Consider the following 15,448-nt stretch of genomic DNA (forward strand, 5'->3'; position numbering starts at 1 on the left):
GGGCAGGGCTAAGGCGCCCGGGAGATCTCCAGCAGGAGCGGGCCCGTCGGGTCCGTGGCGAGGTCCGCCACCGTGAGCGGGTCCAGCGAGGCGAAGAACGCCTCCTGGGCCCGCCGCAGCGCGCCCCGCAGGCGGCAGGCGGAACGGAGCGGGCAGGCCGCGAGGGCCGAGGTGCCCTCGCAGTCGACGACGTCGTCCTCCCCCTCGAAGGCGCGGACCACGGCACCCACCGATGCGGTGCGGCCCCGCTCCGTGAGGGCGAGGCCGCCGCCCCGGCCGCGGCGGGCCGTGAGCAGTTCCATGTGCTGGAGTTCGGCGACGACCTTCGCGGCGTGGGTGTACGGCACGTCGACGGCCGCCGCGACCTCGCGCGTCGTCGGGTTGGAGTCGCCTGCCACGACGAGGCGCATCAGGACCCGCAGGGCGAGGTCGGTGGAGCGCAGCAGCCTCATACCGGGCAGGGTAGGTAACGCACATCCGGCATTCAAATTATCCGACGGAAGTCCTCGTGGAGTTTCCGGACGGGGTCCGCAGCCGCTCCCGCACGGCCTCCCACCCCATCGCGTCGGTTTGACGATTACACTGGGCCGCGTGCCTCAACTACGTCTCGCCCTGAACCAGATCGACTCGCGCGTCGGCGACCTCGCCGGCAACGCCGAGGCGATCGTCCGCTGGACCCGGCACTCCGCCGAACAGGGAGCGCACCTCGTGGCGTTCCCGGAGATGGCGCTGACCGGGTACCCCGTCGAGGACCTCGCCCTGAGGTCGTCCTTCGTGGCGGCCTCCCGCGCGGCCCTGCGCTCCCTCGCCGCGCGGCTCGCCGACGAGGGGTTCGGGGAACTGCCCGTCCTCGTCGGCTACCTCGACCGCAGCGCCGCCGACCGGCCGAAGTACGGCCGGCCCGCCGGTGCGCCGCGCAACGCGGCGGCCGTGCTGTACGGCGGTGACGTGGTGCTGGGCTTCGCCAAGCACCACCTGCCCAACTACGGCGTCTTCGACGAGTTCCGGTACTTCGTGCCCGGCGAGACCCTGCCCGTGCTGCGGCTGCACGGCGTGGACATCGCCTTCGCCATCTGCGAGGACCTGTGGCAGGACGGCGGGCGGGTGCCGGCCGCCCGGTCGGCGCGGGCCGGGCTGCTCCTGTCGGTCAACGCCTCGCCGTACGAGCGGAACAAGGACGACACCCGGCTCGAGCTCGTGCGCAAGCGGGCCCAGGAGGCGGGGTGCACGACGGCCTACCTCGCGATGACCGGCGGGCAGGACGACCTCGTCTTCGACGGGGACTCGATCGTCGTCGACCGGGACGGCGAGGTCGTGGCGCGCGCACCGCAGTTCACCGAGGAGTGCGTGGTGCTGGACCTCGACCTGCCGGCGGCCGCCGCCGACGCGCCCGCCGCCGGCGCGGTTCTCGACGACGGACTGCGCATCGACCGCGTCGTCCTGTCCGAGACACCGCTGCCCGCCTACCCGGCGGAACGGAAGGGGACGCACGCGGATCCGCTCGACGACGACGAAGAGACGTACTCCGCGCTGGTCACGGGGCTTCGGGCGTACGTCGGGAAGAACGGGTTCGAGTCCGTGCTGATCGGGCTGTCCGGGGGCATCGACTCGGCGCTCGTCGCCGCGATCGCCTGCGACGCGGTGGGTCCGGAACACGTGTACGGCGTCTCGATGCCGTCCAAGTACTCCTCCGATCACTCCAAGGACGACGCGGCGGAGCTGGCGCGGCGGACCGGGCTGAACTACCGGACGGTCGCCATCGAGCCGATGTTCGACGCGTACATGGGGGCGCTGGGGCTGTCCGGGCTGGCGGAGGAGAACCTCCAGTCCAGGTTGCGCGGGACGACGCTCATGGCGATCTCCAACCAGGAGGGCCACATCGTGCTGGCGCCGGGCAACAAGTCGGAGCTGGCCGTCGGTTACTCGACGCTGTACGGGGACTCGGTGGGGGCGTACGGGCCCATCAAGGACGTGTACAAGACGTCGGTGTTCCGGCTCGCCGAGTGGCGGAACCGCTCGGCGCGGGAGCGGGGGCAGACGCCGCCGATCCCGGAGAACTCGATCACGAAGCCCCCGAGCGCCGAGCTGCGGCCGGGACAGGTCGACACGGACTCGCTGCCGGACTACCCGGTGCTCGACGCGATCCTCGAGCTGTACGTCGACCGGGACCGCGGGGCGGACGAGATCGTCGCGGGCGGGTTCGACGCGGAGCTGGTGGCGAAGACACTGCGGATGGTCGACCGGGCCGAGTACAAGCGGCGGCAGTATCCGCCGGGGACGAAGATCTCCCCGAAGGGGTTCGGCAAGGACCGCCGGCTGCCGATCACGAGCGGCTGGCGGGAGTAGCGGCCGGGGCCTGCGCCTGCCGGGGAACCGGGGACTGCGTCTGCCGGGGCACGTGGCCGGTGACGACGCGGTCCCGGTTCGGGGACGGGGCCGCGGTGGGAGACGTCCTGCGGTCCACCGTGTGGGCCACCGCGGCCACGCCGATGCCGAGGGCGGCCAGCAGGGCGCCCGCGAGGGCCGGAGACGTCGTCCCGAAGCCTGCCGCGAGGGTCAGGCCGCCGACCCAGGCGCCTCCGGCGTTGCCCAGGTTGAAGGCCGCCTGGTTGGCGGACGAGGCCAGGGAGGGAGCCGCCGCCGCCTTCTCCATGACCATCAGCTGGAGCGGGGAGCCGGTGGCGAAGGCGGCCGTGCCGAGGAGGGTCACGGCCACGGCCGCGCCGGCCTCGGTGCGCATCAGGAGGGGGAAGAGCGCCAGGACCGCCGTCAGCGCGGCCAGGCCGCCGAAGAGGGTGCCGCGCAGGGAGTGGTCGGCCAGCCGGCCGCCCAGCAGGTTGCCGGCCGTCGCTCCCACGCCGAACAGGGCGAGCAGCAGCGTCACGCTCGCTTCGGCGTAGCCGGCGGAGTCCGTCAGCATCGGCGTGATGTAGCTGTACGCCGCGAAGAGCCCGCCGAAGCCCGCCACCGTGGTGCCGAGGGCCAGCCAGACGGGCAGGGAGCGCAGGGTGGCCAGTTCGCCGCGCAGCCCGGCCGTGGGGGCGGCCGGGGTGTGGTCCGCCGGGATCAGCAGGGCCAGGGCGGCTATGGCGGCCAGACCGATCGCGCTGACGCCGAGGAAGGTCACCCGCCAGCCGAGGTGCTGGCCCATGAAGGTGGCCGCGGGGACGCCGACCACGTTGGCCGTCGTCAGGCCCAGGAACATCAGGGAGACCGAGCGGGCCTTGCGGTCGGGGGTCACCATGTCGGCGGCGACCACCGCTCCCACGCCGAAGAAGGCACCGTGCGGGAGACCGCTGAGGAAGCGCGCGGCCAGCAGCCAGTCGTGGTCGGGGGCGAACGCCGAGAGCGCGTTGCCCGCGACGAAGAGGGCCATCAGGGCGATCAGCACCGTGCGCCGGGAGATCCTCGCCGTCGCGGCGGCGAGCAGCGGGGCGCCGACGACCACACCGAGGGCGTAGGCGGAGACCAGGTGGCCGGCGCTCGGGATGGAGACGTTCAGGTCGTCCGCGACGTCCGGGAGCAACCCCATGATCACGAACTCGGTGGTACCGATGCCGAAGGCGCCCACGGCGAGGGCGAGCAGGGCCAGGGGCATGAGGGGGGCCTTTCGAGGCTGGGTTCCGCGCTGTCCGCGCCGTTCCGCGCGTCCATATGTTCACGTGCGGAACAAAGCCTCTCAGGTCCGGTGTTCCGGTGATCGACGCGCAGCTTGCCGACAGCCGTACGGACGGGGTTGACCTGGGGTTTCAGTCGCCCGGTGTGGCGAGCTTCACGCGGGCCGCGATCGGCAGGTGGTCGCTCGCCGTCCTCGGGAGCGACCACGAGCTCTCCGGCTCCGCGCCCTTGACCATGATCTGGTCGATCCGCGCCATCGGGAACGCCGCCGGCCAGCTGAAACCGAACCCGCTGCCCGCGGCCCCCTGGGTGGAACGCATCTGGGAGGTGACGGCGTTCAGGGCGCGGTCGTTCATCGTGCCGTTCAGGTCGCCGAGCAGGACGACGTTCTCCAGCGGTTCCCGGGCGATGGCGGAGCCCAGGGCGTCGGCGCTCTTGTCGCGCTGACGTGCGGTGAATCCGGCCTCCAACTTCACGCGCACCGAGGGGAGATGGGCGACGTACACCGCGACCTGCGCCTCGGGCGTCGTCACCGTGGCCCGCATCGCGCGCTCCCAGCCCAGACGGATGTCGACGGCCGCCACGTCGCTCAGCGGGTACTTGCTCCACAGCCCGACCGTGCCGACCACCGCGTGGTACTTGTACGTCGGCGCCAGCGCCCTCTCGTACGTCGGGACCGCGGACGCCTTCAGCTCCTCGAGGGCCAGGACGTCCGCCCCCGAGGCGGCGACGTCGCGGGCGGTGCCGGACGGGTCCGGGTTCCCGGCGTTGACGTTGTGCGTGGCCACCGTGAGGTCGCCGCCGGGGCCGGTCCGGTCGATGAGCAGATTGCCGAAGAGGTTCAGCCAGACGGCCGCGGGCAGCAGTACCGCGACCAGGGCGGTGGCGGACCTGCGGACCAGGGCCAGCAGGAGGAGGACCGGGACGGCCAGCCCCAGCCAGGGCAGGAACGTCTCGATCAGACTGCCCAGGTTGCCGACCACGTTGGGGATGTGGGCGCGGGCCAGCATGACCAGCGCGAGCAGGACCGCGAACACGGCCAGGACCAGCCCCCGGCGCCAGATGCGGGGGTCCCCGCGCCAGCCCCGGGTCAGGCGGTCCCACAGGCGCCGAAGCCCGGGAATCCGACGCTCGGGCCCCGAGCCGCCGTTGTCCGTCTCCGTCACGTACGCCTGTTGCGCCATACCGTCGCCTCACACCTTGCCGTGCACACCGTCGCCCCCCGCGTGCAAGACCCTAGGGGATGCTCGGCGTCTTTCCCGCCGTCCGTCGACGGCCGTACGAGGCGAGGACGAGCGGGACCGCTCCGGCAGTTCCGGGCGGGATCACGGAAAGCGCGCTCTGTGACGGAACGCGCACATCGAGACGGCCGTGGCGAGATGTGTCGGCCGTGACAGTCGTGGTGACGGGCCGGGGCAGGTCGGGGCGGCAGGTCGAGGGGGCGGATCGAGGTGGGCGGTCAGGCCTTGTTGACGGGGCGCAGTCCCTGGAGCAGCGTGTCGACGACCTGTTCGGCGAGGCCGTCCGGCAGTCCGGCGTCGGGGCGCAGGAGGGTGCGGACGAGCAGGGGGCCGACGACGATGTCGTTCAGCAGTTCGAGGTCGACGTCGGCGCGGAGTTCGCCGTTCTCCCGGCCGCGGCGCAGCACCTCCAGGCCGAGCCGGCGGCGCGGCAGGATGACGGTGTTGTGGTAGGCCGCCCAGATCTTCGGGCTGCTCTTCATCTGGGTGTGCACGTTGTGCAGGATCACCGAGGCCCTGCTGGCGAGGCCGCGCCGGCGCAGGGACTCCAGCAGGACGACGAGGTCGTCGCGCATGGAGGTGCCGGGAAGTTCGGGGTCGACCGGTTCGGCGGCCCGCAGGACGTCGACGAAGAGTTCCTCCTTGCCGCTCCAGCGGCGGTAGATGGTGGCCTTGCCGACGCCGGCGGTGCGGGCGATCCGCTCGATGGACAGCTCCGCGAGGGGCACTCCGTCCTCCAGGAGCTTCATCGCGCCCTCGATGATGGCGCGTTCCACCGCCTCGCTGCGGGGGCGGCCCCGCGCGGGCCCGTCCGGCCGGGGATCGGCGTCTGCACCGGTGTCGGTGTCGGCGAGGCTCACGTCGCTGCGTCCTTTCCGTGGGGCCGGGGACGATCGGCTGGGAGGATTCTCCCCGGTGTCCGGCGGGCCGGCCCACCACCCCTTCGGCCGTCAGTCCCTCGTCGGCACCAACTCCTCTTCTTTCTCCTCCCCTTCGGGCACCGTCGTCCGGCCCGGCAGGAACAGCCCGACGACGATCGCGCCGATCACCGCGACACCCGCTCCCCCCAGCGCCGTGACGTGCATGGCGTGCAGGAACGCGTCGTTCGCCGGTCCGACCAGGGCGTCGCCGCGCGGGCCGAGCCGGGCCGCGACGCCCAGGGTGGCCTCGATGGACTCGCCTGCGGACTCCCGCAGGCCCGGCGGCAGCAGGACCAGCTTGTCCTCGATGTGCGAGCGGTACGCGGTGGACAGCACCGAACCGAGGACGGCGATGCCCAGGGCGCCGCCGAGTTGGCGGAAGGTGTTGCTGAGCGCGGAGGCCGAACCCGCCTTCTCCCGTGGCAGCGTCTGCATGATCACGACGCTGACCGGCGTCATGATGTTCGCCATGGCGGCACCCATCAGGAAGAAGATCACCTCGAGGACCCAGATCGGCGTGTCCCCGTCCAGCAGGCAGAACCCGGCCAGCATCGCCGCGAGGAGCAGCATGCCGCCGGTGGTGGTCGCCCTGTTGCCGAAGCGGTTCACCAGCAGCCGGGCCCGCGGCGCGAAGATCATCTGCGCGGCAGCCAGCGGCAGCATCAGCAGACCGGTCTCCAGCGGCGTGTACCCGCGCACGCTCTGCGTGTAGAACACCGCGAAGAACATCACGCCCAACAGGGCGAAGAAGACCAGCGCGATCGCGACGATCGCGGCCGAGAAGACCTTGTTCCCGAAGTACGCCATGTCGATGGACGGGTGCGTGCTGCGCTTCTCGAACACCACGAACGCGGCGAGCACGGCGAGGCCGGCACCGATGGTCGCCAGCACGGTGGCATCGGTGAAGTCGGCGAGCTGGCCGCCCTTGATGATGCCGTAGACCAGCAGGACCAGACCGACCACGGACAGGGAGACGCCGACGGGATCGATCCGGCCGGGGTCCGGGTCTCGGGAGTCCGGCACCAGCCACAGCATCAGGGCGAGGGCGGTCAGCACGATCGGCACGTTGACGAGGAAGACCGAGCCCCACCAGAAGTGCTCCAGGAGCAGTCCGCCGGTGACCGGGCCGATCGCGATGGCGAGACCCACCCCGCCCGCCCAGATGCCGATGGCCTTCGGCTGCTCCTCGCGTTCGAAGACGTTCATCAGCACGGCCAGCGTCGCCGGCATCACGAACGCGGCGCCCAGTCCCATCACCGCGCGGAAGCCGATCAGCTCCGCCGGGGTGCCGGAGAACGCGGCGAGTGCCGAGCCGAGGCCGAACACCGCGAGGCCCCCGAGCAGCACTTTCTTGCGGCCGATCCGGTCGCCGAGCAGGCCGGCCGTGAACAGCAGGCCCGCGAAGACGAGCGTGTAGGCGTTGATCGCCCACTCCAGCTCGCTCTGCGTGGCGCCCAGGCCGGTGGGAGCGGGCGTGGAGATCGTCTTGATGGCGACGTTCAGGATCGAGTTGTCCAGGACGACGATCAGCAGGCTCAGGATGAGCACGCCGAGGATGACCCAGCGGCGCCGGTGCACGTGTTCCGGTATCCGGCGGGCCGGGGCGGCGGGAGAAGTCATGCGGCCACCGTAGGACCGTTTCGATACGAGACCGTCTCGTATCGAAACCCTTTTGCCGAGACCTTGCCGGGGCATTGCGCCGCCTTTCGCGGGGCTTTGCGTGTTCGACCGGGAGTCCGGGGCGGCGGCCGGGCGGAACCCTCGGACCTCCCCTAGGCACCGGCCCGCTCGGAATGCCACCATGGAGGGGATCCGGGGACGCCGTCAGGGCGCCTCGAGATGACCTGTTAGGAGCCGTTGCAATGACGCAGCTTTCGGCTGCCCAGACTGGCAAGGCAGTCCCCTCCGACGGCAGCAAGACGCTGTACGGAGGCAAGGGCACCCGCCGTATCACCGTCCGCGACATCGCCCTCGCCAAGGAACGCGGCGAGAAGTGGCCCATGCTCACCGCCTACGACGCGGCGACCGCGTCCGTCTTCGACGAGGCCGGCATCCCGGTCATGCTCGTCGGCGACTCCGCGGGCAACTGCCACCTCGGGTACGAGACCACCGTGCCCGTCACCCTCGACGAGATGACCATGCTGTCCGCCGCCGTGGTCCGCGGCACCCGTCGCGCCCTGATCGTCGCCGACCTGCCCTTCGGCTCGTACCAGGAGGGGCCGGTGCAGGCGCTGCGCTCGGCGACCCGGCTGGTGAAGGAGGCCGGTGTCGGCGCCGTCAAGCTGGAGGGCGGTGAGCGCTCGCACCGGCAGATCGAGCTGCTGGTCGAGTCCGGCATCCCGGTGATGGCGCACATCGGCCTGACCCCGCAGTCCGTGAACGCCATGGGCTACCGCGTCCAGGGGCGCGGCGAGGAGGCCGCACAGCAGCTGCTGCGGGACGCCAAGGCCGTGCAGGACGCGGGCGCCTTCGCCGTCGTACTGGAACTGGTGCCGGCGGAGCTGGCCGCCGAGGTGACCCGGACCCTGCACATCCCCACCGTCGGGATCGGCGCGGGCGCCGGGACCGACGCGCAGGTACTGGTGTGGACCGACATGCTCGGGCTGACCGGCGGCCGGGTGCCGAAGTTCGTGAAGCAGTACGCGAACCTGCGGGAGGTCATGGGCGGCGCGGCGAAGGCCTTCGCCGAGGACGTCGTCGGCGGAACGTTCCCGCAGGAGGAGCACTCCGTCCACTGAGCGCTTGAGCGCTGCCGCTGAGCCAACGCCGCACCACGACGGCCCGCCGATCTTCCCCCCGTCGGCGGGCCGTCGCCCTGTAGGAGGCTGATGTCCTTCCGGGGGCTGCGCCCCCGGACCCCCCTTCGGCCTGGACGGCCTCGTCCTCGAGCTCCCCCAAGCTCTACGAGCAGGGGGTGCCCCCAGACGGGCTGTCGGTGTCGGCCTCGCCGACAAAGTTCCCGTCCCTGTCGGAAGTCTGTCGGGGGTTTGTCAGTGGGGGGTGGCAGTCTCGGGGGCATGACGCGAAACGACAACGACTCCGGGGGCGCGGGCAGTGCCGTCACCGTGCGGGGGCTGGTCAAGCACTACGGCGAGACCAAGGCGCTGGACGGTGTCGACCTGGAGGTCCGCGAGGGCACCGTGATGGGAGTGCTCGGGCCGAACGGGGCCGGTAAGACGACCCTCGTACGGATCCTGTCCACCCTGCTCGCCCCGACCGCCGGCCGAGCCACCGTCGCCGGTTACGACGTGGTCCGCCAGCCCCGGCAGCTGCGCCGGGTGATCGGGCTGACCGGGCAGTACGCCTCCGTGGACGAGAAGCTCTCCGGCTGGGAGAACCTCTACATGATCGGCCGGCTGCTCGACCTGCCCCGCAAGGAGGCCCGCACCCGCGCCGACAGAATGCTGGAGCGGTTCTCGCTCACCGAGGCGGCCCGGCGCCCGGCGGCCACCTACTCCGGCGGTATGCGGCGCCGGCTGGACCTGGCCGCCTCGATGATCGGCCGGCCGACCGTGCTGTTCCTGGACGAGCCGACCACCGGACTGGACCCGCGCACCCGCAACGAGGTGTGGGTCGAGGTCAAGCGGCTGGTCGGGGACGGGGTGACGGTGCTGCTGACCACCCAGTACATGGAGGAGGCCGAGCAGCTCGCCTCCGAGCTGACCGTCGTGGACCGCGGCAAGGTCATCGCGAACGGCGGCATCGAGGAGCTGAAGGCCAGGGTCGGCGGCCGTACCCTGCGCGTCCGTCCGGCCGATCCGCTCCAGTTGCGCCCGCTCGCCGACGCGCTCGACGGCCTGGGCGTCACCGGGCTCGCGAGCGCGGCCGTGGACGCCGAGCGGGGTGTCGTAGTGGTCCCGATCCTCAGCGACGAGCAGCTGACCGCGGTGGTCGGCGCCGTCACCGCGCGCGGCCTCACCCTCGCCTCCATCACCACCGAACTGCCCAGCCTGGACGAGGTGTTCCTGTCCCTCACCGGCCACCGTGCCAGTGCCCCGCAGGACGCTGTGTCCGCCGAGACCGCCGAGACCCGCGAGGAGGCCGCCGCATGAGCTCCGCGACGACCGTGACCACTTCCGGCGACGCCCCCGGATCGACCGGCGGGCCCGGAGCGGCCGACGGATCCGAAGCGGCCCCCGTGATCAGCGCGGACGGCCGTATCCCGCTCCGCTCCCATCTGCGCCACACCGGCGCGCTGGTCCGCCGCAATCTTCTGTGGATCCGGCAGGACCCGGAGTCCATGTTCGACGCCGTGCTGTTCCCGATCGTCTTCACGCTGCTGTTCGTGTACGTCTTCGGCGGCTCGATCGGGCAGGCGCTGGGCGGCGGGCAGGAGGCGTACGTCCAGTACATCGTGCCCGGCCTGATGGCCATGATGGGGATGAACATGGCCATGGGGGTGGGCACCGGCTTCAACCAGGACTTCAACACGGGTGTCATGGACCGCTTCCGGTCGCTGCCCATCGGCCGTGGCTCGGTGCTCTTCGCCAAGATCGCGGTCGAGATCCTGCGGATGCTGATCGCCACCACGATCCTCCTGGTCGTCGGTGTCCTGGTCGGCTTCGACATCACCCACTGGCCGGGGCTGTTCGCCGCCGTGGGGCTGTCCGTGGTGTTCGGCTCCGCCCTCATGTGGATCTTCATCACGCTGGGCGTGACGATGAAGAACGCGCAGTCGGTGCAGGCGATGGGTTTCCTGGTGCTGATGCCGCTGCAGTTCGGTTCGTCGATCTTCGCGCCGACCCGGTCGATGCCGGGCTGGCTGCAGAGCTTCACCGAGTACAACCCGCTGTCCTCGCTGGCGGACGCCGCGCGCGGGCTGATGGCGGGCGGCCCGGTCGCGCACGGCCTGTGGATGACGCTGGCCTGGTCGGTGGGGATCACCGCGGTGATGGCGCCCATCGCGATCCACAAGTTCCGCACCAAGAGCTGACTCCCGACCCACGCCCGGCCCGGCGGGCATCCCGCCGGGCCGGGCGTGGGTCGGCTCAGACCAGGGCGGCGGCCTTCTCCGGGGAGAGGGCGGTGCCCTCGGTGTACGCGGCCTCGTAGGCCGGGTCGCCGAGGGCGGCCCGGGTCCGCCGTTCGGCCAGGACGCGCACCTCGCGCTCCATGCGGGCGGTGACATGGCCGGGCGGCAGCATGGCGTCGGCGGCGCCGAGGCAGCGGGCCGCGTCCCGGGCGCGCCGTCCGCCGTCCACCACGGCCAGTGCCGTGGCGCCCATGGTCAGATACGCCGCGCGCATGTGGGAGGCAATGGCCACGGTCAGCGGATCGCCGGACCGCGCGAGCGCCGCGCGGATGGTGACCAGCGCCTGTTCGTCGTGCCCGTCGACGATGTCCAGCCAGCCCTCGGCCCCGAGGATGAACGCGTCGAAGACGACGTAGTGCGCGATACGGAATTCCTGGCGCAGCGCCCGCAGTTGGGCCCGCGCCTCGGCGGTCCGGCCGGTCATGCCGAGCCAGCCGGTCAGGAAGAGCCGGGCGGCGGGCAGCGCCTCGTTGTGCCTGTCGCCCGGCAGATCGATGACCTCGCGCAACAGCCGTTCGCCGCGTTCCTCCTCCTCTTCCTCGCCTGCCTCCAGCAGCGCGCTGCCCAGCCGGGCGGTGAGCACCGCCACCTGGGTGCGGGCCCCGAGGTGTTCGGCGTACTCGATCGCCGCCTCGTAGTCCGCGGCGGCGAGCCGGTACTCGCCGCCGCGTTCGCGTGCCTCCCCGCGCGCGGAGAGCGCCTCGGCGGTGCCCCAGGCGTCCCCGAGGCGCCGGTAGACCTCCAGGGCCTCGTCGGCGTCGCGCCGCGCGTCGCCCGCCCAGTCGCTGCGGTTGGCGAGGAGGTTGGCCCGCAGCTGCAGGGTGGAGGCCAGCTCCCACTCGAAGCCGGGCGTCCGCCGGCAGGTGCGGACGTTGTCGTCGAGGACGGTGCGCAGCGTGCTCATGTTGCCGGTCAGCATCAGGGCGAACGCCCAGAACGTGCCGGGCGGGCGGCAGGTCTGCGGCAGGCCGGGCTCGTAGGCCGCGGCGATCAGGCGCAGTCTGTGCTGTGCCTGCGGGGTCTGCCAGTCGTCCAACTCCGTGTCCATGCACGCCATGTGGGCCAGATGCACGCCGCGTCGGGCCTCGGTGAGCACCTCGTCGGCCAGCGGTGGCGGGGCGTCGGTGCAGCGCTGCCACAACGCGGCGGCGGGGCGCACCGGTTCGGCGAACGGGTCCGGGCCGAGCGCCATGACCTCACGGCACCAGTTGCGGGCCTCGATCCGCTGGTCGCGCATCTGCCAGTACCAGACCAGCGACAGCGTCAGGCACAGCGCCTCGTGCTCGTCGCGCGCGGCGACGGCGTGCCGCAGCGCGGTGCGCAGGTTCTCGTACTCAAGCTCCAGCCGCTGGATGGCCTCGAGTTGCTCCGGTCCACGCAGCAACGGGTCCGTGGTCCGGGCGAGTTCGCGGTAGTACGTCAGATGCGCGCGCTCGGCGCCGGCCCGCTGCCCGGCCTCGTCGAGGCGTTCGGCCGCGTACTCGGCGACCGTCTCCAGCAGCCGGTAGCGCATCCCGGCGTCACCCGAAGGGGCAGCCACCACCAGGGACTTGTCCACGAGCGAACCGAGCGCGTCCAGGGCCACCGGCCCGCAGACGGCCTCGGCGGCGGCGAGGTCGCAGCCGCCGGCGAAGACGGACAGCCGCCGCAGCACGTCCCGTTCGTCCGCGTCGAGCAGGTCCCAGGACCAGTCGACGACGGCCCGCAGGGTCTGCTGGCGGTGCCGTGCGGTGCGGCTGCCGGAGGTGAGCAGCCGGAAGCGGTCGTCGAGGCGGTCGGCGATCTGGCGCGGGGTCAGCATCCGCAGCCGGGCGGCGGCGAGTTCGATGGCGAGGGGCAGCCCGTCGAGCCGTCGGCAGATCTCCGCGCAGGCTTCCGGTTCGTCCTCGACGCGGAAGCCGGGGCGGGCGGCGGCCCCGCGGTCGGCGAGCAGCCGCAGCGCGACCGGCTCCGGCAGTGGCTCCACCGGGCGCAGCAACTCCCCCGGTACGCCCAGGGGTTCGCGGCTGGTGGCGAGTACGGTGAGGCCGGGGCAGCGCTCCAGCAGAGCCTGGACCAGCCGGGCGGCGGCGTCCACGACATGCTCGCAGTTGTCCAGGACGAGCAGCATGCGGCGCCTGCCGCAGTGTTCGGCGAGCCGGTCCAGGGGGCCGTCACCGCGGTCGGCTCCTGCCGCCCGCATGCTCTCGACGCCGGCGCCGTACAGCACGGTCTCGCGGGCACCGACGGCGGTGACCACCGCCTCGGGGACGTCGGCGGGATCGTCGACCGGGGCGAGTTCGGCCAGCCACACGCCGTCCGGACTGTGCCGGCGGACGGCCTCGGCGGCCTCCTGCGACAGCCTGGTCTTGCCGGCCCCGCCCGGTCCGAGCAGGGTGACCAGCCGGGCGGCGGCGAGATCGTGGCGGATCGCCTCGATGTCGGCCTCCCGGCCGACGAAGGAGGTCAGCCGGGCCCGCAGGTTGCCGGGCGGCCGGGAGGACCCGGACCGGGACTCCGGCACGGGTGTGTCTGGGCTCAGCAACTCGGCGTGCAGGGCGCGCAGTTCGCTACCGGGGTCGGAGCCGAGGCGGTCCGCGAGCAGCCGCCGTACGTCCTCGTACGCGGCCAGTGCCTCGGCGCTGCGGCCCGCGTCGCGCAGGGCGCGCAGCCGCAGCGCCTGCAGGGGTTCGTCGAGCGGACGGCTGTCGCACAGGGCGGTCAGCTCGGGCAGCGACTGCTCGGCCCGGCCGAGGGCGAGGGCCGCGCCGTGCCGGGCGCGCAGGGCGTCCAGGCGCCGGGTGTCGAGCCGGGCCGCCTCCGCGGTGCGGTCGGGCAGGTCGGCGAGGGCGGGCCCCTGCCACAGGGCGAGGGCGTCGTCGAGCACGGCGCCCGCCTTGGCCGGGTCCCCGTCGGACAACGCGCGCAGGCCCTCTCCGGCCAGCCGCTCGAACCGGTGCAGGTCGATGTCGTCGGGCGCGGCCGTGAGCCGGTAGCCGCCGTCCTCGGAGGCCACCGCGTCCGCGCCGAGCGCCCGGCGCAGCCGCCCCACCAATGCCTGCAGTGCCCCCGTCGCGTCGGCCGGCGGGTCGCCGTCCCACACCTCGTCGACGAGCAGCCGCACCGGCACCGTACGGCCGGCCCGCAGCGCGAGCACGGTCAGCAGCGCACGCAGCCGCGCCCCGCCGACCGGGACGGCGGTGCCGTCGGGGCGGAGTGCCTGTGTGGTGCCGAGGATGCGATAGCGCACGGGGTCCATTGTCTCCGGTGGTGCGGGGGCGATCACGGGTCGGGGCCGGGGCGGTGCCGGGTCCGGGCCGGGGCGGGCCGGGCGCCCTCGTCCCACCCTCTCCGGAACCGGTGGCCGGCGCGAGACGTTTTCCGGGTGCGCCCGGTACGGTCGGGCAGTCCGCCCCGCGTGCCGCCGTGCGCCCGACGAGCAGTCCAGGGAGCCCCATGACCACCGCCGCCACCCGCCGCAGCGACCGGAGGATCAGCCCCGTCTTCCTGGGCATCCTGGCCGTCACGGCGGTGGCGGGATGGGCCACCTGGACCGGGTTCGCGGACCGGACCGGCTTCGCCGTGTTCCTGTTCGTGACCGCCGCCTGGGTCGTCTCGCTGTGCCTGCACGAGTACGCGCACGCGCGCACCGCGCTGCACAGCGGCGACATCTCGATCGGCGCGAAGGGCTACCTGACGCTGAACCCGCTGAAGTACACGCACGCCCTGCTCAGCATCGTGCTCCCCGTGGTGTTCGTGATCATGGGGGGCATCGGTCTGCCGGGCGGGGCGGTGTTCATCGAGCGGGGCCGGATCCGGGGGCGCTGGCGGCACAGTCTGATCTCGGCGGCGGGCCCCCTGACGAACGTCCTGTTCGCGGCGGTGTGCACGGCACCGTTCTGGCTGGGCGCGCTGGACGGCGTACCGGTCCCCTTCCGGTTCGCGCTGGCGTTCCTCGCGCTGCTCCAGGTGACGGCCGCGATCCTGAACTTCCTGCCGGTGCCGGGGCTGGACGGCTACGGCGTGCTCGAGCCCTGGCTGTCGCACGGGTTCCGGCGGCAGGTGGAGCCGATCGCGCCGTTCGGTCTGCTGCTCGTGTTCGCGCTGCTGTGGCTGCCCACGGTGAACGGTGTGTTCTTCGACGTGGTCCACTCGATCCTGTCGGCCCTGGGCATCCACGAGATCGAGACGTACTGCGGTCTGGAGCTGTTCCGCTTCTGGCAGGACACGAACGAGCTCTGCTCGGTCGTCGCGTGACGTCGTCGCGTGACGGAACCGGCCGTCAGCAGCCGGCGCCGGGGCCGGCCGTCAGCACGTGGCGGAGTGGTCCGCCTGGGCGGCCTGTGCCGCCCGCAGTTCCTTCTGCGCCCGGGCGCGCCGCACGTAGTACCAGGTCATGTTGGACGACAGGCCCACCAGCAGGACCCAGACGACGCCCAGCAACCAGCTGCCCCGGGCGAAGGACACGACGGCCGCGGCGACGGTGAGGAGGCAGACGATGAAGGCGTAGAGAGCGAGGCGGGGCATGGCGGCTGGGCTCCTGTCGGGGGACACTGCTTCGTCGACCAGTGTCCCCCATCGCCTCATACGTCCGTGACGCGGAGCCCGGCGTGTGCCTTGTAGCGGCGGTTGACGGAGATCAGGTTGGCGACCAGCGC

12 protein-coding genes and 1 pseudogene are annotated in these 15,448 nt (G+C 72.6%); 5 read left to right on the forward strand and 8 right to left on the reverse strand.

All coding sequences use genetic code 11. The annotated features are described in order from the left end of the window. Positions 1 to 8 precede the first annotated feature (8 nt). On the reverse strand, positions 9 to 452 hold the full coding sequence (locus tag JL475_RS22210) for an Rrf2 family transcriptional regulator (RefSeq protein WP_202279572.1): 444 nt from the start codon (positions 450 to 452) through the stop codon (positions 9 to 11). A 139-nt stretch (positions 453 to 591) separates the two neighbouring features. Between JL475_RS22210 and JL475_RS22215 the strand changes: the two genes are divergently transcribed. Continuing rightward, positions 592 to 2,346, forward strand: coding sequence for an NAD+ synthase (locus tag JL475_RS22215; protein WP_202279573.1), 1,755 nt, complete (start codon positions 592 to 594; stop codon positions 2,344 to 2,346). On the opposite strand, the gene JL475_RS22220 is transcribed toward JL475_RS22215, so the two are convergent. The 4 genes from JL475_RS22220 to JL475_RS22235 all read right to left on the reverse strand — a co-directional run bounded on the left by JL475_RS22220 (position 2,324) and on the right by JL475_RS22235 (position 7,399). Continuing rightward, a complete protein-coding gene (locus JL475_RS22220) occupies positions 2,324 to 3,598 on the reverse strand; it encodes an MFS transporter (protein ID WP_202279574.1) in 1,275 nt (424 codons plus the stop codon). The genes JL475_RS22215 and JL475_RS22220 overlap by 23 nt on opposite strands. A gap of 151 nt (positions 3,599 to 3,749) precedes the next feature. Further along, a complete protein-coding gene (locus tag JL475_RS22225; RefSeq protein ID WP_202279575.1) occupies positions 3,750 to 4,802 on the reverse strand; it encodes an endonuclease/exonuclease/phosphatase family protein in 1,053 nt (350 codons plus the stop codon). 275 nt (positions 4,803 to 5,077) lie between these two features. Next, positions 5,078 to 5,719, reverse strand: a complete 642-nt coding sequence (locus tag JL475_RS22230; protein WP_202279576.1) for a TetR/AcrR family transcriptional regulator — start codon at positions 5,717 to 5,719, stop codon at positions 5,078 to 5,080. Positions 5,720 to 5,809: 90 nt separating this feature from the next. Continuing rightward, positions 5,810 to 7,399: a DHA2 family efflux MFS transporter permease subunit gene (locus JL475_RS22235; RefSeq protein WP_202279577.1), complete on the reverse strand. Its 1,590-nt coding sequence runs from the start codon at positions 7,397 to 7,399 to the stop codon at positions 5,810 to 5,812. Positions 7,400 to 7,641: 242 nt separating this feature from the next. On the opposite strand from JL475_RS22235, the gene panB reads away from it, so the two are divergent. The 3 genes from panB to JL475_RS22250 all read left to right on the forward strand — a co-directional run bounded on the left by panB (position 7,642) and on the right by JL475_RS22250 (position 10,712). Continuing rightward, the gene (gene panB / locus JL475_RS22240; RefSeq protein WP_202279578.1) at positions 7,642 to 8,517 is read left to right on the forward strand and encodes a 3-methyl-2-oxobutanoate hydroxymethyltransferase; all 876 of its coding nucleotides are present in this window, start codon (positions 7,642 to 7,644) and stop codon (positions 8,515 to 8,517) included. 279 nt (positions 8,518 to 8,796) lie between these two features. Continuing rightward, positions 8,797 to 9,831, forward strand: coding sequence for an ATP-binding cassette domain-containing protein (locus JL475_RS22245; RefSeq protein WP_202279579.1), 1,035 nt, complete (start codon positions 8,797 to 8,799; stop codon positions 9,829 to 9,831). Beyond that, the gene (locus JL475_RS22250) at positions 9,828 to 10,712 is read left to right on the forward strand and encodes an ABC transporter permease (RefSeq protein WP_237407921.1); all 885 of its coding nucleotides are present in this window, start codon (positions 9,828 to 9,830) and stop codon (positions 10,710 to 10,712) included. The genes JL475_RS22245 and JL475_RS22250 overlap by 4 nt, the downstream gene beginning before the upstream one ends. A 55-nt stretch (positions 10,713 to 10,767) precedes the next feature. Here the strand turns inward: JL475_RS22250 and JL475_RS22255 are convergent, their stop codons facing one another. Continuing rightward, on the reverse strand, positions 10,768 to 14,049 hold the full coding sequence (locus tag JL475_RS22255; protein WP_202279580.1) for a BTAD domain-containing putative transcriptional regulator: 3,282 nt from the start codon (positions 14,047 to 14,049) through the stop codon (positions 10,768 to 10,770). Between the two features lie 197 nt (positions 14,050 to 14,246). Between JL475_RS22255 and JL475_RS22260 the strand changes: the two genes are divergently transcribed. After that, on the forward strand, positions 14,247 to 15,047 hold the full coding sequence (locus tag JL475_RS22260; protein WP_202279581.1) for a site-2 protease family protein: 801 nt from the start codon (positions 14,247 to 14,249) through the stop codon (positions 15,045 to 15,047). Positions 15,048 to 15,098: 51 nt separating this feature from the next. Here JL475_RS22260 and JL475_RS22265 read toward each other — a convergent pair whose 3' ends face one another. Together JL475_RS22265 and JL475_RS22270 are read right to left on the reverse strand one after the other, a co-directional pair. Then, positions 15,099 to 15,317, reverse strand: coding sequence for a hypothetical protein (locus JL475_RS22265; protein ID WP_202279582.1), 219 nt, complete (start codon positions 15,315 to 15,317; stop codon positions 15,099 to 15,101). A 56-nt stretch (positions 15,318 to 15,373) separates the two neighbouring features. Further along, positions 15,374 to 15,448 (reverse strand): annotated as a pseudogene (locus JL475_RS22270) (NADPH-dependent F420 reductase); the annotation flags it as partial.

It is taken from the genome of Streptomyces sp. M2CJ-2 (genome assembly GCF_016757295.1).
In the GTDB taxonomy this organism is placed as follows: domain Bacteria; phylum Actinomycetota; class Actinomycetes; order Streptomycetales; family Streptomycetaceae; genus Streptomyces.